This is a genomic window from Actibacterium sp. EMB200-NS6 (genome assembly GCF_001305615.1).
In the GTDB taxonomy this organism is placed as follows: domain Bacteria; phylum Pseudomonadota; class Alphaproteobacteria; order Rhodobacterales; family Rhodobacteraceae; genus Actibacterium_A; species Actibacterium_A naphthalenivorans.
Genome location: NZ_CP010869.1, coordinates 2,101,605 through 2,120,848 on the forward strand (window position 1 = coordinate 2,101,605; position 19,244 = coordinate 2,120,848).

Here is a 19,244-nt window from a genome sequence, read left to right on the forward strand (position 1 = left end):
GAAACATCACGGGATCAGACCGACAGGTATCGGCGGATGATGTCGCGGTCCTGAAGCATGTCCTTGTCGAGCTCGGCAACGATGCTGCCCTTGTCCATGACGTAACAGCGCTGCGCCATTGCTCGGATCATGTCGATGTTCTGCTCAACGAACACGACCGTCACGCCGGTCTTGCGGTTCAGTTCGACCGTGATCCGCGCAATGTCTTGCACAATGTTGGGCTGAATACCTTCGGAAGGCTCGTCGAGCAGGATCATCGAAGGCGTCCCCATCAGAACCCGTCCGATCGCAAGCTGTTGCTGCTGGCCGCCCGACATCGTTCCCGCTCGCTGATCCGCGCGTTCCTTCAGGATCGGAAAATAGTGAAAAATTTCGTCAACCTTGCCCTCGGTCGCCTGTCCGGCGATGGATTCCCCGACAAGCAGGTTCTCGAGCACGCTCATGCGCGGAAAGACATCCCGGCCCTGGGGTACATAGCCGATCCCGCGGCGCGCGCGCTGATGCGCAGCCAACAGATCAATCGACGCGCCGCGCAGGTTGATCGAGCCGCGATCGGTCGGCAACAGCCCGATCAGCGTTTTCATCAGGGTCGATTTCCCGACCCCGTTGCGCCCGATCACGGCGACGATCTCACCTTCGCGAACCTGGAAGTCCACGCCTTGCAAAACCGGCTTGCCCCCATACCCCGCGTGCAAGCTGATGACATCAAGAATGACATCCTTACGCATCGACTTCTCCAAGATAGATTGCGGCCACGTCTTCATTGGCGACGATCTCGTCGATCGTGCCTTGGGCGAATATCTTTCCGAAATGCAGAACAGTGACCTGATGTGCGATCTGGCGCACGAAGGCCATGTCATGCTCGACCGCGAGCAAGGTCATCCCTTCGCGATTGAGCTCCTGAAGCATCTCGCCCGTGGCGAAGGTTTCGTCCGGGGTCATCCCCGCAGTCGGTTCATCCAGAAGCAGGAGCTTTGGCTTGAGCGCGATCGCCATGCCGATTTCCAACCACTGTTTCTGACCATGGCTCAGATTGCCCGCGAGCTGTTTCTGATCGTCGGCGAGTTTCAGGAACTCAAGCAGTTGGTCGATCTCTTCGGCGAGCAGCTCGGGATCGACATGGTACTGCAGGGCGATCGTCAGGTTCTGGCGGACGCTCAGTTCCTTGAAAATGCCGGGAACCTGAAACTTGACGCTGATGCCTTTGCGGATGCGTTCAAACGGCTTGGCCCGGGTGATGTCGTGCCCGTCGTAGAGGATATCTCCGCTGTCGGGCAGATGCTCTCCGAGGATCAATTTGAAGAACGTGCTCTTTCCCGCCCCGTTCGGACCGATCAGGCAATGCATTTCCCCCGGATTCAGTGCGAAATCCACGTTTCCGGTCACATGCAGCCCACCGAAATGCTTGTTGAGCTTGTGCGTTTCCAAAAGTGGCATCATCGAACCTCCTCCGCTTTGGATTTCCGCCGATCGGACATCTTCGAAACGAACTCTACCAACGCCGTCACGATGCCCTTTGGCGCGATCAGCACAGTGATGACGAGCAGAAGCCCCATCGCCACGAGGGCGTATTGGCTGCCGTGAATGGTGAGCGACTGAAAGACGATCAGAACAAGAAACGTGCCGACGAGCGTTGTCGTCAGGTCGCTACGCCCGCCGACGGCCACCCAGACGATCGGGAGCGAAGCGGCAGTCATCCCCATCGAAGCCGGGGTGATATAGTTGCCCCAAGAGGTGTAAAGAACGCCCGACAACCCCGCGAGTGCGGAACCGATTACAAAGGCGCCCAACTGGTACTTGCGCACGTCATATCCCAGCATTTCCGCGCGCAAGGGGTTCTCGCGGATCGCGACAAGCACGTTTCCAAAGCGCGAATTCACCAACATCCGCAGCCCCAGATAGACGATCACCAGCAAGGCGAGTGTCAGGTAGTAAAGTGTTATATCCGGGTAGAGCACGATATTGCCCCCCGGCCAGGGAATGGTCAGAGACGGCATCGCCCCCATGCCATTGAACCCGTTCAGACGCGCCTTGCCGATCACCCATTCCGGCCCGGCGGTCTGCGCCATGAACCGCTCGAGCACAAGCGTCACAGACAGCGACACGATCCCGAGGAAGACACCGTTGATGCGTCCGAAAAACAGGAAGTACCCGAGTACGGCGGCAAAGAGCGCACTTATGGCAACCGCCATCACAAGCGAGAACAGCGTGAGCCCGTAGGCATCACCAAGATTGATCGTCAACACGCCGTAGCTATAGCCCGCTATACCGAAAAACGCGGTCTGGCCGAAACTGAGAGAGCCCCCATAGCCCCAGATCAGGCTGAGCCCCAGAGCCATGAAAAGCCAATTGAAGAAGTAGACGTTGTTGCCGACGTCATAGCTGTCCGCGAAGGCCGGATAGGAACAGGCCGCAAGCAATACCACAGCAAAGCCGGACCAGAACTTCGGGCCGTTTCCTAATGTCTGCGGCCCTTCGACCAGTTTGAGAAATGAGGTGAAACGGGATGCGCGGGACACGTCAGGCCCTCTCTTTCAGGATTTTGCCGCTGATACCGCGCGGCAGGATGCGGATAACGATGATGACGGCGACGAGCAGGCCAATCTGACCCGCAAACTGACCCTTCCACGAGGTGAGGGCAGCCTTGATCAAGCCGAGGACGACAGCCGCCGGCGCGGTTCCGAGAAATATATCCGCGCCGCCGACCACGACCGTCACAAAGGCCTCGACCATGAAGGACGCCCCCATGGTCGGCACCAGCGTCATGGTCGGGGCATAGAGGCCGCCCGCAAGCCCGGCGAGGGCTGCGCCAAGTCCGAATGTCAGGCTGTAGATGAGGTTGGTATTGACCCCGAGCGCCTCGGCGACATGCGGAACCTGGATCGTCGCACGGGCCAGGATGCCGAAACGGGTCTTGGTGAACATCAGCCACAGGGCCGCCAGCGTCACCACAGCCATCACCATCAGGACAACGCGGTAGATCGAATAGGAATAGGCCCCTACGGAAAAGCTGCCGAACGGCGTGCCGCTACCGGCCATCGTCGTTCCAAGGACGATCAGCGTGCCCTGCGTCACGATCATCGAGATACCCCAGGTCGCCACGATCGTATCGAGCGGGCGTGCATAGAGAGGCCGGATCACGGCCAGTTCGACGATCATGCCGGCGATGCCTGCGGCTATTGATCCGGCCGCGATCGCCAGCGGCAGGGGAAGCCCCATATGAGCCGCGCTGGTGGAAACATATGCACCACAGAGGATGAACTCGCCATGTGCGAGATTGATCACCCCCATCATGCCGAAGATCACCGCAAGCCCGCAGGAACTGAGAACGAGAAATGCGAAGGCGTCGCCGAACTGATACAGAAAACTGAAGATCGAATAGAGAAACTCCATGGACCGTCCCTTTCTTGGTGGCCGTCTTGCCGGAGGGAAACCTTCGGACCGGAGGCCGGAGGCGGAGGCAGACCCGCCGCATCCGGCCGTTTCAGATCATTTCGCCGGCGGCGGGCTCGACGGGGTGTACTGCGCGCTCGGATCTTCCATCGTCAGATCGCATCCGGCTTCGCCCAGCCAATAGGGCTGAATGCTCTCCCAGACCTTCGGGAACGCGATCGAGTGATCTTCGGTCACCTGTGCCAGGTAGATGGTGTGCGATGTGTGCTGGCTTTTCGGATCGATGCACATTTCGCCTTCGGGCGCATCAAAACAGATGTCTCCCTCCGCGATGACGCCACGGATGGCCTCGAGCTCGGTCGATTTCGCGCGTTCGACCATCAGCTTGTACAGGTAGACAGCGGCGTAGGAGTTTTCGGCCTCTTGGTTGATGTAAGGCTCGTCCGGGAATTTGGCGTGCCATTTCTCGACGAACGCCTTGCTTTCGGGGGTATCGACTTCCTCGATGTAGTTTACCGTCGCGTACATGTTCGCGAGGCTCGGCGGCGTGAACCGCTTGTGTTCATAGCCCTGGCCGACATTCACCGAAGACGCCATCGGCAATGCCAGGTTCGCAGCGCCCGCCTGTTCGTAGTAGGATGATTGCGCTGTCCCGACGAGCAGGGTCACGACAAAATCCGGTTTCGCTGCCTGAATGTTCTGGATCGTCTGCGAGAATTGCGACACGCCAAGCGGGATGAATTCCTCGCCCACCATCTCACCGCCGTTTTCATCGACAATCTGGCGTACCCACTCGGCCGAGATCTGGCCAAAGTTGTAGTCCGCGGCGATCGTGTAGACCTTTTTGCCGTAGGTCTCCATCATGTAAGGCAGCAAGGTCGAGAACTGCTGTTCGGGAACCGCGCCGGTGACGATCATGTTGGCGTCGCAAACACCGCCTTCATACTGGTTGTTGTAGAATGCCAGACCATCGAACTGGTTCACGATCGGGCGATAAGCCTCGCGCGAGGCCGAAGAGAAGCCAGCAAAGACCACGTCCACCTTGTCACGCTGCAGGACGCGCCGCATGAATTCCTGATAGCGGGTATTGTCCGATTGGGTGTCATAGGCGATGATCTCGATCGGGCGCCCGTCGATACCGCCAGCGGCGTTGATTTCTTCGACTGCAAGCTCGATCCCGTGGACCTTGCCGATGGTGGCCAGCGCGAAATCACCCGACTGGTCTTCAAGAACACCGAGTTTGATCGGCTCCTGCGCCTGTGCCGCGAACGGCCCGGCGATAGACAATAGGGTAGCGAGCGCCGAAGTGGCGCTGATTAATTTCATCTTCATTTTCGAATCCTTGTTGCGTGTTTTGGGTGTTTTGACCGCTAGTGGGCTCGACACCTCTTTGGGGTTGCGTTGCGATTTTCATCGCCCTCCGACGCTGTCTGCATCAAGATCCAGCAATGGTCCTCGATGCTGACACGAGCCCGCATGCTTTCTTTTCGCAAAAAGTCATACGCGGCATCTTCGTTGAGCCCGCGATGCCGCATCAGCATCGCCACGGCCTTGATAACATGAATTCTTTTTCTGCGCCGTTCCATGAGGCCAGCGACAGACGCGTTCAGCGCTTCCACGCGATTGAACTCGTTCACGGCGAGATAAAGCGCCGAAAAAACTGATCCTGCGTAGATCGGCTTGGGCAGGAACGCGAGCGCACCAAGCTGCATCATCGCTTTCAGGCGGCTGGGAGCCTCTGTTCCCACAAGTCCAATTGTCGGGCAAGGCGGCATCCCAACCGGTAAGTCGTAGCATTCCGGCCAGTTCACCGGCAGGATCTGGTCGCCGTCGATGAGCACCACATCCTGATGAGGTCGCAAATCCGACGGCAGTTCGAGCATCTTTCCCGGTTCGCTTGCAAAGACTTCAGGCAACAGCCCCAGACGGCGCAAAGTACTGTCGAGGATCTCCAGAGACCGGCCTGCGGAGGAAAAGATCACCACCCGGCGGCCTTTGAAGTTCTGGACGAGGCGCGGTGTTTTCATGAAACGGCCCTCAGCATTGAGCGCCGGAGCGCGGGTTCGTAGGTCATCGTCGAGGACACGAGATAAGGATCCGGCTTCACCGGCTCCGATGCTTCAAACAGCAGGTCGAATTCATAGTCAGAACGCGACAGCCCGATACGCGGCGTCAATGATGCATGCAGCGTGTCGGGATCAATCGTGACCTTCCCCTGCGGCGCGTCGAATTCCTGCCCGGCAACGGCCTGGCACACGGCTTGCACATCCGCCGTACCCGCCTTCGCAACGGATTTTGCGAGCATGTGAATTGCGACATAGGCTGCTTCTGCCTCTGCCGACGCGACGGGGCCTTCCGGAAACTCGGCTTGATAGGCACGGACGAAACGCGCATTCCTCGCGCCCGGCAGGGACGAGAAGTAAACGCTTGAGCTGATCTGCCCGTCCGCTCCGTCCGCTCCGATAGCGCGGAGTTCCGGCTCGGAAAGGTTGCAGCTCGCCACCGGATATTGCGCGACCTGATCGATACCCTTTTCGCGACAGGCGTTGCGAAAAGCGCGAAAGAAGGAATAAGAGGACTCGCCTATCAATGCGTTGAAAACGAAATTGGGGCGCGTTTCCAGGATTTCTTCGATAATATCATTCAGATCAGTTTCGCCCACGGGCACATAGCGTTCGGCCAAAACCTCGCCGCCTCTTTTCTGCAGGCCCTCACGCAAGACGCGGTTGCTTTCCCAGCCCCAGATGTAGTTCGAGCCGATGCAAAACGCGCGCTGCCCGAAACGGGTAAACAGATAGTCGATGAGTGGTGATATGTGGTGGTTCGGTGCAGCGCCGGTATAGATCACATTGGTCGTGCTTTCGAAGCCTTCATAGTGGGTGGGATACCAAAGAAGAGCATCCCGTTTTTCGATAAGCGGGATCACTTCCTTGCGGCTCGATGAAGTATAGCAACCGCAAATATGGCGAATGCCCTTGTCGAGCATGGTCTGCACCGCCGGCCCGTAGTTGCCAAGATTGCTTTGCGGATCGATATGGAGCGGCTTGAGCATCACCGAAGCGTTCGGGTCGGCATTGATCTCTTTGCAGGCAAGTTTGGCGCCGTTCAGCAACGTGTGCGCAACGGTTCCGTAGGATCCGGTATTCGAAAACAGCAATCCAAGCGGGACATCGATACGCGTCATCTTTTGCCTTCCAAACGACAAAAGCCCCAAAGCAAGAACTGCTTTTGGGGCTCATTTGCCGATATATTTAAGTCATTGCGAATGCGCCAACAGGAGCTCATTTGCTCGGCGCGTGAACTCGACGCTATGCAGGCGTCTGAAGGCTGTCAACACCGGGGGCATCCCCGCAGGCGCGCGCAGGCGATATCGATGATTTCGCACCAGATTGCGTCATCCATACACCCTGATGAGCATTTTTTGTGCGCGGCAAAGATGAATCACCGGAAAATCAGGGAAGGCTGGATCGATGCGGGCAACGCCCTGCCCTCGCGATATGAATGAAGTCGAGCACAGGCACCGCCGCGGCGTGGCCCGCGATCTGTCGCCCGACGAGCAGGCGCGCGGTTCTGCCGCCTGCGTCCGGTGTCATGCGCGATGCGAGGTCGATCCGCGACGGACCAGTCGCACCGGAATGACGGTGGTGGGCGCGGGCTCTTCCTCTCCCTCGACAAGTTCGATCAGCGCCGCCAGGCAGGCCGACACGACTGCCTCGGCATCCTGGGTTACCGTCGTGAGATCGTAGCTTGTCCATGCCGCCTCGGCGATGTTGTCACAGCCGACAACGGACAGGTCAGCGGGTACCCGCAAGCCATCGGACCGGATCCGATCGAGAAAACCGAGGGCGAGAAAATCGTTGCCGCAGTGCACGCCGTCCACCTCGCCGGCACGGGGAAGGAACTCTGCGGCGGCCTCGACTCCGCCCGCATAGTTGGGGCGTGCGCCGTTGGCCTCGAACCTACAGCGCATCCCCAGTTCGGCTGCGTGGCGCAGAAAAGCCGCCCGGCGCGCGTCGATCGTATACGACGGCCGCCGCGGTCCGGCATAGGCGACGCGGCGGCATCCGGCCTCGAACAGGGCTTCGGCGGCGAGCCGACCGGCGGCTTCGACATCGTGGAGCACGCGCGGCGCGTGAGCATCCACCGGTGCCTTGTTGACCAGCACCAGCGGCACGCCGTGCCGGGCGCAATGCGCGGCGATTTCGCCGGGGGGCGTGTCCGAGGTCATGATCGCGCCCGAGACGTTGTAGTGCAGCATCATGTCGATCAGCCGCCCGGCGTCGTCCCCGTCGCTCCAGGGCAGAAGGAACGGCCGGTACCCCGCCTTCACCAGCCCGCGCGACAGCAGGTCGACGATCCGGGCGCGGAACGAATGGTCCATGTCCGACACCACGAGCGCGACCAGTTCGGTCCGCTGCAGCGTCAGGCTACGGGCGAGGTAATTGACCCGGTAGCCCAGCCGGTCCGCCGCCGCCATGACCTTGTCCCGTGTCTCGGACGAGATGCTCGCACCATTGGTGAACGCCCGACTGACCGCCGACCGCGACACCCCGGCAAGCCGCGCGACGTCTTCTGCCGTGACCGACCTCTGCCCGTTCATGTGGCGGCCTTGAGCGCAGAAAGCAGCAGGTCCGCCCGGTCAAGATTGATCATCTCCGGCCTCCAGTCGACGATGCGAGCAAAGACACGCGGGTCGTCGCCGAAATACTTCAGCATCGGGCGCACCCCGTGCGCGCGGCACAGCGGAGCTTGCCGCTCCCAGTCCGCGACGGTGATTTCGCAGATTTGCGGGGCGAGCGTTTCCATCATCGTTTTGAAACTGCTGAAATGGGGGATGTTGGCCTTGATGTTGGCGTCCGGGGCAATCCTGCGTGTCTCCAGCAAAAGCTCGGGGGATGGCGACCAGAAGAAACACTGGTCAAGAAAGTCCATGCCCCGTACGAGATCAAGCAGCTTTCGGGCGTCCACGCTCTTGTTCTCGATATACATCCGCCGCCCCCGCGACTGGCAATAGCCGATGGCTTCGGCCAGCGTCGGGATCGTCTCGCCCCGCCAATGCCTGGCCTTCCATCCGCCCGCGTCGAGCAACCGTAGCGCGGCAAGGTCGGTTTTCGCCACCGCGCCCGTACCGGATGTCGTCCGGTCCAGCGTAGGATCATGGATCACGATGATTTCGCCATCGGCGCTTTCGCGCACGTCCAGTTCCAGCCAGTCGCAGCCCATGTCGTAGGTCAGCCGCGCAGCGGCCATCGTGTTTTCGGGAGCGATGTGATTGACGCCCCGATGGCACACGACCTCGATCCCGGTGGGCGGCAGGCTATCGAAACCGCCCAGCAGTTCCGGCTGGTCGGTGCAGATGCCCAGCACCGGCAGCGTGACGAGAGCGGCCAGCACCTCGGGCCGTTCCTCGTGCCAGATCACGATGCCGATGTCCCGCGCCTGCGCCTGGGCCAACAGGGCCGCAGTCACGAGGTTCTGTGGCCGCGCGCCGCCATGCTCCCAGCAAAGGTGAATGATATCCGCGCCTGTCGCCTCTGCCCGCCGAAACGGATCCTCACCCAGCCGAACGAGCACGGCGACTGGCCAGGGGCAGCCGTTTTCGATCAGCGCACGCGCTTCGCCCTCGTCGAAGGTGCCCAGAACCGCCTGGGTAAAATCGAGCGCGTGCAGCACCTCCATGCAGACCGCCCCCGCGCCCTCACCCTTGAGGTCGAGGTAGAGCGCTTGTCCGCGCGCGCGGGCCATCGCCACGATCTGGGCAAGCGTCGGCATTTCGGGGCAGCGGCGCGCCAGCTCAGCTGCGGTGAACGCCGCGATGGCCACAGGGCCGCCCTCACCCGCAAAGGTCGGATCATGCGACACCACAGGCTGCCGGTCCGCCGTCAGCCAGATATCGAGCTCCCACATGTCTGATCCCAGATCGGCGGCGCATTCATAGGCCGCAACCGTTCCCTCCTGCGCATGAGCCGAGGCCCCGCGATGGGCGATGCACAATGGCCGCCCGTCGCAGCGCGCGGGCCAGGAAAACTTCAGGTTTGCGCGCATCAGAGTCGTGTTCCCTCTGCATCGAAGGCCAGAAGGTTATCAACATCGATCGGCCAGGTGACAATGTCGCCGACCCCCACGTCCTCGCGCGCGGGCTGGACCGACCGCAGGATGACCCCCGGCGCCGTCTCGATGTCGAACAGGGTCTCGCGGCCCTGCGGCTCGACGAAGGTCACACGCCCGGTCGCCTGAGCGGTTCCGCCGGTACCGAAATGCTCGGGCCGGATGCCCAGAGAGATGGGCCGGTCGGCTGGCAGGCCGCGCAGACGCGGAGGCAGGGGCAGATGCAGCCCCTGATCCATCGCGAAACTGCCCTGTCCGGCGGTGCGGCCTTCCAGAAACACGATCGGCGGGTTCCCGAGAAAGCCCGCGACGAACCGGTTGACCGGCGCGCGATACAGCTCCGTCGGCGGGCCGATCTGAAGGATCCTGCCCCTCTCCATGATCGCCACGCGGTCGCACATGGACATCGCCTCGACCTGATCATGGGTCACGAGGATGGCGGTGATCCCTGTCTCAAGCTGGATGCGCCGGATTTCCGAGCGCATCTCGAGCCGCAGCCTGGCGTCAAGATTGGCCAGCGGCTCGTCCAGCAGCAGAATTCCGGGCCGCCGCACGAGCGCGCGCGCCAGAGCCACGCGCTGTTGCTGCCCGCCCGAGAGCTGCGCCGGTTTGCGGGCCAGCAGCTCCTCGATATGGATCAGCTCGGCGATCTCGCGCACGGCGCGGGCGACCTCGGCCTTGTCGCGCCGTATCCGGCCCACCGTCAGCGGAAACCCGATGTTTTCCTCGACCGACATATGCGGATAGAGGGCATAGTTCTGGAACACTACGCCCACATTCCGCCGTTGCGACGGCAGGTTGGTCACGTCGCGGTCGCCGAACAGGATGCGCCCGCCATCGGCGCGGTAGATCCCCGCGATGGCAAAGAGCGTCGTCGACTTGCCGCAGCCCGAGGGCCCGAGCAGCGCCAGCATCTCGCCATCCTCGACGACGAAGTTCATGCCTTCGATGACCGGATTGCCGTCGAAGCGTTTCGTGAAATTGTCGAGATGTAAGCGCATCAGCCCTTCGTGCCTCCGCCGAAGATGTTCATCAGCCGGTGCTGGAAGATGACGTAGAGAAGAACGACCGGCAGCGTGTAAAAGACACCCACGGATTTAAACAGATTGAAGTTGAACCCGAGCTGATCCGCCGCGATCAGCTCGTTGAGGAAGACAGACAGGACCTCCATGTCCGATCCGGGTGCGAGGATCCGCGGCAGCAGGTATTCGCCCCACCCGTCCAGAAAGCTGAACACCGATAGCGCGACGAGGCCGGGTTTGACCTGCGGCAGGATCAGCCTGCGCCAGACGGTAAAGCGGCTCGCTCCATCCTGAACCCCGGCCATCTCGATCTCCCACGGGACGGCATCGTAGAACCCCTTCATGATCCAGATGCCGAAGGGCAGCATCAGCGAGGATTTCACCAGGATGACGCCGATCATGCTGTTGTAGAGCCCGGTGAGGTTCAGCACGAAGAATACCCCGATCAGCAGCGTGACCGAGGGGAACGCGTGCATGACCAGCACCCCGGCCAGAAAGAACCGCCGGAACGGCAGGTTCAGCCGCGACAGCGCATAGGCTCCCGTGGTCGAAACAGTCAGCACGATCACCGTCATCGACCCGGCCAGGATCAGGCTGTTGCCCGCTGCTGCCCAGACATTTCCGATCTCGCCCCCGTCGAAGAGGAACCGCCAGTGTTCCAGCGTGAAACGGTCGGGCCAGAGTTCACCCGGCGGGGCGTCGGTGAAGGTGTCGAGTATGAGAAAGCCATACATGACCGTCAGCGGCAGGCTGATGACGATCAGCAGCAGAAGGAGCGGGAGCGTCGCGAAATTGCGTGTCATCGCGGCACCTCAGAACTCGATCCGGGGGCGGGTGACCAGTTCGTCAAAACGGAAAAGCCGCAGGTAGACGAGCGACAGGGCAAACCCGACGATCACCAGCATCAGCGCCATCGCCGAGCCCAGCCCGTATTCAAGATTGCCCGAATAGTTGAACAATGCCGTCCGGAACGCCTCGAGCGCCCAGACCGTCGTCGTCCGTCCGGGCCCGCCGTTGGTGGTCAGCCAGATCTCGGCATAGGACGCCAGCAACGACATGGTCTGGTAGGTGGTCACGAACAGGATCGGCCAGCGCATCTGCGGCAGGATGATCCGCCGGACTTGCTGCCAGCGCGTGGCCCCGTCCACCTCCGAGGCCCAAAGCTGCTGCATCGGGATCGTCCGCAACGCGCCCGAGAACAGGATCAGCCCGAAGGACGCACCGATGAACCCGTTGAGCGAGATCATCGTGATCCAGGCCGTCACCACCGAGCCCTTCATGTAGTTGAAGGATGGCAGGCCCACCTGTTCGGCAAGGATCGGCAGGAATCCCCCCTCCCAGGTGAACCATTTCCACAGGATCGCATAGAGCACGAGGGGCGTGATACGCGGCAGCAGCCAAAGCGTGCCGAACACACCCATCAGCCCTTTTGGCAAGTAGAACAGCGTGATCGCCAGAAAGAGCGCCAGACCGACGTTGAAGATCGCCAGCGTGGCGGAGACATAGAACAGCGTGTTGAGCAGCACCCGCCCCGTTTCGCGCTGGGTGGCGAGGCGGCGGAAGTTCTCGGTGGTGAAAACCGCGCCGGTGTAGCTGGCGTCGAGCAGCTGTTCGCGCGTCTCTATCGCGCCCTCGGGCGTGGCGATGGCAAGCGCCTCTGCCAATTCCTCCCGGGTCTCGAACCGCCGGTTCAGTGCAGACCGGCCAAATATTTCGGCGGCGGCGGTGATCGCGCGCGGGCTGCGGGGAGCATTTGGCAGCTCACGCAGGGCGCGGATGAAATCGCGTGCGGAATCGTAGGCTCTGCCGGTCAGGCGCGCGGAGATATCCGCGACAAAACCTTCATCCATACCTGCCGCCACGGCTGCGTCCAGCCCAGCCCGATCGACGATGTAGGTCTCGGCCATGACCTGCGCGGCGACATCTTCGGGCAGGCCTTCGTCCTGCAGGCCGCGCAGGGTATTGGGCGTGATGACATAGGCGCCCGTTCCGATCCCCGTCGCGGTCGACATGTCGGTGAAGGCAAAGGCCGTGGTCAGGGCCACCGGGGCAAAATAGAAACATGCCAGCAGGATCAGGGCGGGCGACAGCATGACGAGACCGAGCAGGCTGAGGGGGCTACGCAGGTTGCTCTCTCTGGCCGGATACCCCGGACGGCGCGCGGCCGTCCGGGGGCGGAGTATGGGATCAGCGGACGATGACATTGTCGCCAAGCGCCCGGGTTACCTGAGCTTCAACTTCGGCCACGGCATCCTCGACCGAGGTCACGCCGGTCCAGCTGGCTTCAAGTCCGTCATACATCGCATTCCAGTAAATTCCGAAGTCCGAACTGTTGGGCAGCGCGTTCGTATGCGGCGCGAGCCGCTCCGACGCCGCGCTCAGCCAGCGGTCGTTTGCATAGAGCGGGACCGAGTTTTGCTGCTCCGATATGCCCAGATGCGCCGATTTCACGGCGTGAAGCGCATTGATCCGAGGCTCCGAGGCAATCGAGATCAGCTCCGCAGCGATGACCGCCTCGTCCGCGGGCGCGGCGGAGGTGACGAGGTAGACCAGTGGGTGGGTGATCGAATTGGCCCGGCCGTTTTCGTTGCCCGCCGGGATCAGCGTATATTGTACGGTGTCGAAGAAGTCTTCCAGACCGAACTGGTTGGTCCACTGGGCATAGTGCCATGTTCCACCGTGCCAGGCGCCATATTTTCCCGCGGCGACGTTCTGGTGCCAGGTGTCCCATTCGGTGCCCAGAAAGGTTTTCGAGACGACGCCGCGCGCGGCGGCATCAACGAAGAACTGGTACATACCGGTCAGGGCCTTGGTGTCCAGCACCAGGCGGCCGGTTTCCTTGTCGATCATCTCGCCCCCGAACGACTGGTAGAACTGCCAGTAGTCCGGCCCGTTCGACACCCGCGGCGCAAAGCCCATGGAGGCATCCACGACGCCTTCGGCCTGCATCTTCTCGACGGCGTCCAGCATGTCATATAGCGTGAACTCCCCGCTTTCGACGCGGGCGGGCAGGTTCTCGATGTCCTGCGCGGACCATCCGATCGCCTCCAGATCGGGAATCGACCAGTAGAATACGCGTGCCTCGGCATCCTGCGGAATGCCCCAGACCTGGCCGTTGTAAGACGCGACCTCGATCAGGTTCGGGTAGATGGCATTCAGCGGCCAGGTGTCGAAAAAGACATAATCCTCGATCGGCACGATCAGCCCGGCCTCGGACCAGGGGCCAATGTCCTCATGCCCGGAGACAACGATGTCGGGCGAATTACCGGCCTCGGAGGCGAGCGTGAATGCCTGTTTGAAGTCGTCCCAACTGCTCCATGCCTGGCTTTCGACGGTGATATTCAGTTCCTCGCCGCGAACCTCGGCCTCGCGTTCAAGGATATCGGCCGCCAAGGCGATGGCGTCATAGCGGTAATTGGATTCGTCGCCAGTACCCCCGGCCCATACGGTAATCGTGTAGTCCTCGGCAGCCGCCGTGAAGGCGGTCACCGTCAGCACGGCGGCAGCGGCCCCGCGGCCCGCGATTGTCTTGAGAATGCTCATGATCTGTCCAACTCTCGGTTTGGGAAGCTCGACTTGCACACGTGTGCAAGGCAAGTTGTGCGCCGCAATCGTGACAGCGTGATTTAGCGGACATGTCATTTTCTTGAAGTTGAGCGGCCGCCCTGAAAGGAAGGTTTGGTGAAGGTTTTCTGAGGCGGGTCGCGGCAAAACGGAGCGCGTCGGGGCACCCTCGACCCGCTTTGGAAAACCGTCAACAAGCCGGTCATTGCTCGGACGATCCTGACAGAGCAATATCGCATCAATTATAGTTGAGAAAGCAACATGATCCGACCTGCCGTACCAAGCGATGAAACAGCAATCAGAGAATGCGCGGAGCGGGCATATGCACGTTATGTGCCGCTGATCGGAAGAAAGCCTGCGCCGATGGTCGCCGATTTTGCCACCCAAATCGCCAAAGGCGAGGTGTTCGTTGCGACGGATGACCGCGATAGTCTACAGGGCTTCATCGTGTTTTATGCCGAAGGGGGTCATATTCTCCTGGAAAACATGGCTGTCCTTCCCCGCGCTGCCGGACGCGGTTTAGGGACGGCGCTCATCAGCTTCTGTGAGAATGCCGCGCGAGAACGCGGTCTCGGTGCCGTTCACCTCTACACGAACGAAAAGATGACCGAAAACCTGTCGATCTATCCAAGGCTCGGCTACACCGAGGTGGAACGCCGCGTCGAGGACGGCTTCAAACGCGTTTATTTCGAAAAGACACTCGCTTAACAAGGTCAGCTCCGGGCCGTGATCCTCGCTCTACCGGGGCTCCATCCGCGCAGGCGAAACCCCTCCTCCGGCTTGCCCATGCTGAGTCCAAATTGCGCAATAATGTGCCCCCTACCCGCTGCAATTGCCCTCTTCTGAGGCGATCACCCGAGCCAACGGCCGGGATGGTCAGTAACAGACGTTGGCAGATTGTCTTTTACGACCAAGCCCCTCACGGTCCCGGCACCGGGGTCGTCGAGCCGAACAGGGCGGGCGATCCGTGTGGCAAGGCGAGGCATGACTGAAAGGCCAAAGGCTCCGCTGGCTGCCACTCACCGCACACAGCTTTCGACACCCATGCATGGGAGAGGTTTGATGACAAACAAGATAATTCTCGCCGGCGTTGCCGTGCTTTGCGTCTCGGGGGCCGCTTCGGCGGAGGATCTGGGGCTATGGGGCGCATATCAGGACATTTTCAAGGGTGCGAAATACGTCGACCTGACCCATGTCATTACCCCGACCATTCCTGTCTGGCCGGGCTTTGGCGACTCCACGTTCTCACCCGCCAAGGCCGGCGCCGACCTCGGAGATTACGCATCCGAAGGCGATACATATACCTACGACAAACACGGCTTCGTGGCGACCAGCTACCTGCTCAAGACGGATCAGCTTGGCACTCAACTCGATCCCCCGGCGCATTGGGCGCCCGAATATCCGACGATCGACGAACTTCCGGCCACCTACACACTGCGTCCGCTTGTCGTTATTCCGATGCAGGATCAGGTCGCCGAGGATTTCGGATATGCCCTGCAGGTTTCCGATATCGAAGCCTTCGAATCCGAGCATGGAACCATCCCCGAGGGATCCGTGGTTTTCGTCCGTTCGGACTGGTCGAAGGGGTGGCCGGACAAGGAGTTTGCCGCGCGTACGCCATTTCCCGGTGTCGGGCTCGACGCGCTGAAGTTCCTGCATGAAGAGCGTCACATTCTGTTCCACGGTCATGAACCGCTGGACACTGACGCCACGCCCAATCTCGAGGGCGAGTACTGGCTGATGCACAACGGATACGCGCAGGCAGAGGGGGTCGCCAATCTGGACCAGGTCCCGCCCACCGGCTGCCTGGTCTCTATAGGTTACCCAAAGTTCAAGGGCGGTGCGGGCGGCTATGCCCGATATGTAGCGATCTGCCCCGCCGACTGGACATATGGGGTAACGATTTCGGCGGCCGATGCCCCACTGCCCAAGAGCGAGAAGCCACTGCACTGGGACGACGAGCTTGGAATGCGTGTACGCTGACCTCGCTGAGTTCGGTTAGGCCTTCATCAGGCGGGTGACGGGTTCTCGCCTGATGCGGCATCGCCTCGGCGAGGAGCCGCTTCAGCTCTGTGCTCTCCTCCTCCAAGGCCCTCCGCCGCTTCGCGTCGACGACATCCATTCCGCCAAACTGGGCTTTCCAGGCATGGAACGTAGCTTCCGGCATGCTGTGCCTCCGGCGCAGCTCCGCCGTCTTCGCACCAGCCTCATGCTCCCGCAAAATGCTGATGATCTGCTCTTCTATGTATTTCAATGGTGACCTGCTCCGCTGAAAAGTCCTCAATTTGAGGTTAGCCTGTTCTCCGGTAATCCCCCCATTTTTAACGGGGTTCAGCCGCAGAATTCACGCGGCCATTTTCAGTTTCTGTGCGGGTGTGATGCCGCCGATGCCCATATTCGGGCGGTCGTTATTGTAAGTCCATAGCCATTGCGTGGCGTGATCTTGTGCCTCCTCGATGCTTTCGATGATGTATTGGTCGAGCCATTCATGCCGAACCGTTCGGTTGTAGCGCTCGATGTAGGCGTTCTGTTGTGGCTGTCCGGGTTGGATGTGCTGGATGGTAATTCCCTGTTTCTCGGCCCATTCCATTAGCTTGCCACTGATGTATTCCGGACGTTGTCGACCCTTATGGTGCCCGGCTTGCCGCGCCACTCGATGATGCGGTTGAGGCTTCGGATGACCCGTTCGGCTGGCAGCGAGAAGTCGACCTCGATCCCCCGCCCTTCGCGGTTGAAGTCATCCAGCACGTTCAGCAGCCGAAAGGCCCGGCCATCACCGAGGCGATCTGCCATGAAGTCCATGGACCAGGTCAAATTGGGCGCGTCCGGCACCGCCAGGATGTCAGGCTTCTCCCGTTTCAGCCGTTTGCGGGGCTTGATGCGCAGGTTCAGCTCCAGCTGGCAGTAGAGCCGATAGACGCGTTTGTGGTTCCATGGGTGCTCCTTCACGTTGCGCAAGTGCAGGAAACACAGGCCAAACCCCCAAGTCTTTCGCGCATCCGTCAGCCCCGTCAGAAGATCGGCGATCACCTCGTTCTCGTCCTTCAGCTTCGGGCTGTAGCGATAGCAGGTCTCGCTGACCCCGAAGGCCCGGCACGCCAGCGCAATGCTGACGCCTCGTCGTTCCACCGCCGTTTCGGCCATCTCGCGGCGCTGAGATGGCCCTGTCACTTTGTTCCAAGGGCTTCCTTGAGCAAATCCGCCTGCGTGCTCAGGTCCGCATACATCCGCTTCAACCGGCGGTTCTCATCTTCCATGGCCTTCATCTGGCTGATCAAGGATGCATCCATCCCCCCGTACTTCGCCCGCCATTTGTAGAACGAGGCGTTGCTCATCCCATGCTCACGGCACAGCTCGGCCACCGGCACACCGCCTTCGGCCTGCCGCAGGATCGCGATAATCTGAGCCTCAGTGTATCTGCTTGTCTTCATTCGAAATCTCCTCGTTCATCTTGCCGAGAAAATTCTACTTATGCAGCCCCTTACTTTCGGGGGGGATTACCCCTCGACGGATGCATGCGCGAGGAATGTCTGACCGAACACCTGTTCCCGTCTGTGCGCCATGCCGTCGTCCATTGTCCTCGGACCAATGGCGGAAAATGAACGGCCATGATTGCGGCGTGGCGCGTCGACTACAATCACCATCGCCCGCACTCGAGCCTCGACGGGCTTGCCCCGCGGGAGTATCACCAAAGGTCATAAGAGGCCCAAAACCTGAACAGAGCTAACCAATAAACGCGGACTCAGAGGGACGCGATGACCAAGAAACCGCGCGAGGACACCCGGCTGGCGAACGATATTGAGCGCCGAAGGCTCGACCTGAAGCCAAAATAGAACCAGGTGAAGATCGCCGCAGCGGCCGGGTACGTGGAGCCCTACCAAATCCGGCGGACGTCAGATCAGCGGGCGTTTGGGCATGGGGGCAATACCGGCCTGACCAAGCGCGGCCAGCGCGGCCAGGTCGTTGACCTGCAAAACGCCATCCGCCCACGATGCCAACTGTTTGACGCGCAGCTTGCGCAAGGTCTTGTTGGTGTGCACCAGCGACAGGCCCAATGCATCCGCCAAGTCCTGCTGGCGAAATGGCAGCGGCAAACGATCGTTCCGGGCCAGGCCGACCGAGCGGCCGCGCAAAAGAAGCTTGACCAGCGCCCAGGCAACGGCCGAGAGCGCGTCGCGCTGGCCGACGGTCAACAATGTCTCGCCAAGAAAATGTTCTTCGATGGCCGCCAGCCACGTGATGTCGAACGCGCGTTCCGGCTTGTCCTTGAAGAACGACCACAATGCCTTGCGGTCGAACACGCACAGTGTCATTGCCGTGCTGGCTTCGACGGAATGCGACATTTCCCCCATCACGCCAGCCTGCAATCCCACGAAATCGCCGGGGAACACAAAGTTGATGACCTGCCGGTCGCCCGACGGGAGTGTCTTGTAACGTATGCCCATCCCGTGCAGCGCGGTGTAAAGCTGCGGCGCGTTCGAGCCCTCCATCAAAATCGGCGTGCCTGCCTCGACCTTCAATTCACCCACCTTGAAACGTGCGATAAACGCCAGATCTTCGTTGGAAATATTCTGGAAGGCGTCGCATTTGCGCAGGGGACAATGTTGACACGCTGTTGTCATGGGCGCCGACCTCTCGTTGCTATGTCATAGTTTAATGCGGCGTCCCGGTTTGGGTTCCATATAAGACCCAGCTGCAGCCGGAGACTCACCATGTGCCTCAACGTACTCGTCCTGGAAAGCGACCCGTTTATCGCCGAGGACATACGAGAAATAGTCACCGCGCTCGAACCCCGGGCCGAGGTCCATCTGACGGACTCGGTGGGCCACGCCATCACGCTTCTGGATCAGGCGGAGAACTGGATTTGGGCTGTGATCGACTGCCGCTCCTATCAGCTCACCGATCCAGCTCTCCGCGTCGCACTTGACCAGCGCAACCTGACGCCCGTTGTACTGAACGAAGCCGCCGCTGAGGCCCGTTGCGGTGGTTGGGTTTTCCTGAACAAGCCCTTTTCAACGGCGTCGCTTGAAGATGCCTTGCGGGCTTCAAGTGCCCGGAACAGTGCTTTGGGCTGAATGTGAATAGACGGGCAAAAATGCGCCTGTAGCGGGTGATCGGCTTTCAGATTGCCCCCTACACCGATGATCATGATGCCCC

General features: G+C 60.8%; 17 protein-coding genes and 3 pseudogenes. 4 read left to right on the top strand and 16 right to left on the bottom strand.

Annotated elements, in window-relative coordinates:
• Positions 1-14 precede the first annotated feature (14 nt).
• The 13 genes from TQ29_RS10215 to TQ29_RS10275 form a co-directional block, all read right to left on the bottom strand.
• A complete protein-coding gene (locus TQ29_RS10215; RefSeq protein WP_054539071.1) occupies positions 15-728 on the bottom strand; it encodes an ABC transporter ATP-binding protein in 714 nt (237 codons plus the stop codon).
• On the bottom strand, positions 721-1,437 hold the full coding sequence (locus tag TQ29_RS10220) for an ABC transporter ATP-binding protein (RefSeq protein WP_037210384.1): 717 nt from the start codon (positions 1,435-1,437) through the stop codon (positions 721-723). The genes TQ29_RS10215 and TQ29_RS10220 overlap by 8 nt, the downstream gene beginning before the upstream one ends.
• Positions 1,437-2,519: a branched-chain amino acid ABC transporter permease gene (locus TQ29_RS10225; RefSeq protein WP_054539072.1), complete on the bottom strand. Its 1,083-nt coding sequence runs from the start codon at positions 2,517-2,519 to the stop codon at positions 1,437-1,439. Before TQ29_RS10225 ends, TQ29_RS10220 begins: the two co-directional genes overlap by 1 nt.
• 1 nt (position 2,520) lies before the next feature.
• The gene (locus TQ29_RS10230; protein ID WP_054539073.1) at positions 2,521-3,393 is read right to left on the bottom strand and encodes a branched-chain amino acid ABC transporter permease; all 873 of its coding nucleotides are present in this window, start codon (positions 3,391-3,393) and stop codon (positions 2,521-2,523) included.
• 96 nt (positions 3,394-3,489) lie between these two features.
• Positions 3,490-4,725 carry an urea ABC transporter substrate-binding protein gene (locus tag TQ29_RS10235; protein WP_054539074.1) on the bottom strand — a complete coding sequence of 412 codons (1,236 nt, stop codon included), beginning with the start codon at positions 4,723-4,725 and terminating at the stop codon, positions 3,490-3,492.
• Between the two features lie 38 nt (positions 4,726-4,763).
• Entirely contained in the window at positions 4,764-5,420 is a 657-nt protein-coding gene (locus TQ29_RS10240; protein WP_054539075.1) for an ANTAR domain-containing response regulator, read from the bottom strand.
• Complete coding sequence (locus TQ29_RS10245; RefSeq protein WP_054539076.1) at positions 5,417-6,577, bottom strand: transporter substrate-binding domain-containing protein; 1,161 nt, start codon at positions 6,575-6,577, stop codon at positions 5,417-5,419. The genes TQ29_RS10240 and TQ29_RS10245 overlap by 4 nt, the downstream gene beginning before the upstream one ends.
• A 405-nt stretch (positions 6,578-6,982) precedes the next feature.
• Positions 6,983-7,993: a LacI family DNA-binding transcriptional regulator gene (locus tag TQ29_RS10250; RefSeq protein ID WP_054539077.1), complete on the bottom strand. Its 1,011-nt coding sequence runs from the start codon at positions 7,991-7,993 to the stop codon at positions 6,983-6,985.
• Positions 7,990-9,438, bottom strand: a complete 1,449-nt coding sequence (locus TQ29_RS10255) for a glycerophosphodiester phosphodiesterase family protein (RefSeq protein ID WP_054539078.1) — start codon at positions 9,436-9,438, stop codon at positions 7,990-7,992. The genes TQ29_RS10250 and TQ29_RS10255 overlap by 4 nt, the downstream gene beginning before the upstream one ends.
• Entirely contained in the window at positions 9,438-10,502 is a 1,065-nt protein-coding gene (locus TQ29_RS10260) for an ABC transporter ATP-binding protein (RefSeq protein ID WP_054539079.1), read from the bottom strand. Before TQ29_RS10260 ends, TQ29_RS10255 begins: the two co-directional genes overlap by 1 nt.
• Complete coding sequence (locus tag TQ29_RS10265; RefSeq protein ID WP_054539080.1) at positions 10,502-11,326, bottom strand: carbohydrate ABC transporter permease; 825 nt, start codon at positions 11,324-11,326, stop codon at positions 10,502-10,504. Before TQ29_RS10265 ends, TQ29_RS10260 begins: the two co-directional genes overlap by 1 nt.
• A gap of 9 nt (positions 11,327-11,335) precedes the next feature.
• The gene (locus tag TQ29_RS10270; protein WP_054539081.1) at positions 11,336-12,616 is read right to left on the bottom strand and encodes a carbohydrate ABC transporter permease; all 1,281 of its coding nucleotides are present in this window, start codon (positions 12,614-12,616) and stop codon (positions 11,336-11,338) included.
• Positions 12,617-12,710: 94 nt separating this feature from the next.
• Positions 12,711-14,066, bottom strand: coding sequence for an extracellular solute-binding protein (locus TQ29_RS10275; RefSeq protein WP_054539082.1), 1,356 nt, complete (start codon positions 14,064-14,066; stop codon positions 12,711-12,713).
• A 282-nt stretch (positions 14,067-14,348) separates the two neighbouring features.
• Here TQ29_RS10275 and TQ29_RS10280 point away from each other — a divergent pair, with 282 nt between their 5' ends.
• Both TQ29_RS10280 and TQ29_RS10285 read left to right on the top strand, forming a co-directional pair.
• Positions 14,349-14,795, top strand: coding sequence for a GNAT family N-acetyltransferase (locus TQ29_RS10280; RefSeq protein ID WP_054539083.1), 447 nt, complete (start codon positions 14,349-14,351; stop codon positions 14,793-14,795).
• Positions 14,796-15,149: 354 nt separating this feature from the next.
• Positions 15,150-16,070, top strand: coding sequence for a cyclase family protein (locus tag TQ29_RS10285; RefSeq protein ID WP_054539084.1), 921 nt, complete (start codon positions 15,150-15,152; stop codon positions 16,068-16,070).
• 58 nt (positions 16,071-16,128) lie between these two features.
• On the opposite strand, the pseudogene TQ29_RS21125 reads toward TQ29_RS10285, so the two are convergent.
• Positions 16,129-16,341, bottom strand: a pseudogene (locus TQ29_RS21125) (transposase); the annotation flags it as partial.
• Between the two features lie 90 nt (positions 16,342-16,431).
• Positions 16,432-17,518 (bottom strand): annotated as a pseudogene (locus TQ29_RS10295) (IS3 family transposase).
• Between the two features lie 75 nt (positions 17,519-17,593).
• On the opposite strand from TQ29_RS10295, the pseudogene TQ29_RS20275 reads away from it, so the two are divergent.
• A pseudogene (locus tag TQ29_RS20275) lies at positions 17,594-17,788 on the top strand (integrase core domain-containing protein); the annotation flags it as partial.
• A 192-nt stretch (positions 17,789-17,980) separates the two neighbouring features.
• Here TQ29_RS20275 and TQ29_RS10305 read toward each other — a convergent pair.
• Positions 17,981-18,709 (bottom strand): Crp/Fnr family transcriptional regulator, encoded by a 729-nt coding sequence (locus tag TQ29_RS10305; RefSeq protein ID WP_054539087.1) that lies wholly within the window; start codon positions 18,707-18,709, stop codon positions 17,981-17,983.
• Positions 18,710-18,799: 90 nt separating this feature from the next.
• Between TQ29_RS10305 and TQ29_RS10310 the strand changes: the two genes are divergently transcribed.
• On the top strand, positions 18,800-19,162 hold the full coding sequence (locus TQ29_RS10310) for a hypothetical protein (protein ID WP_054539088.1): 363 nt from the start codon (positions 18,800-18,802) through the stop codon (positions 19,160-19,162).
• The last annotated feature ends 82 nt before the right edge of the window (positions 19,163-19,244 follow it).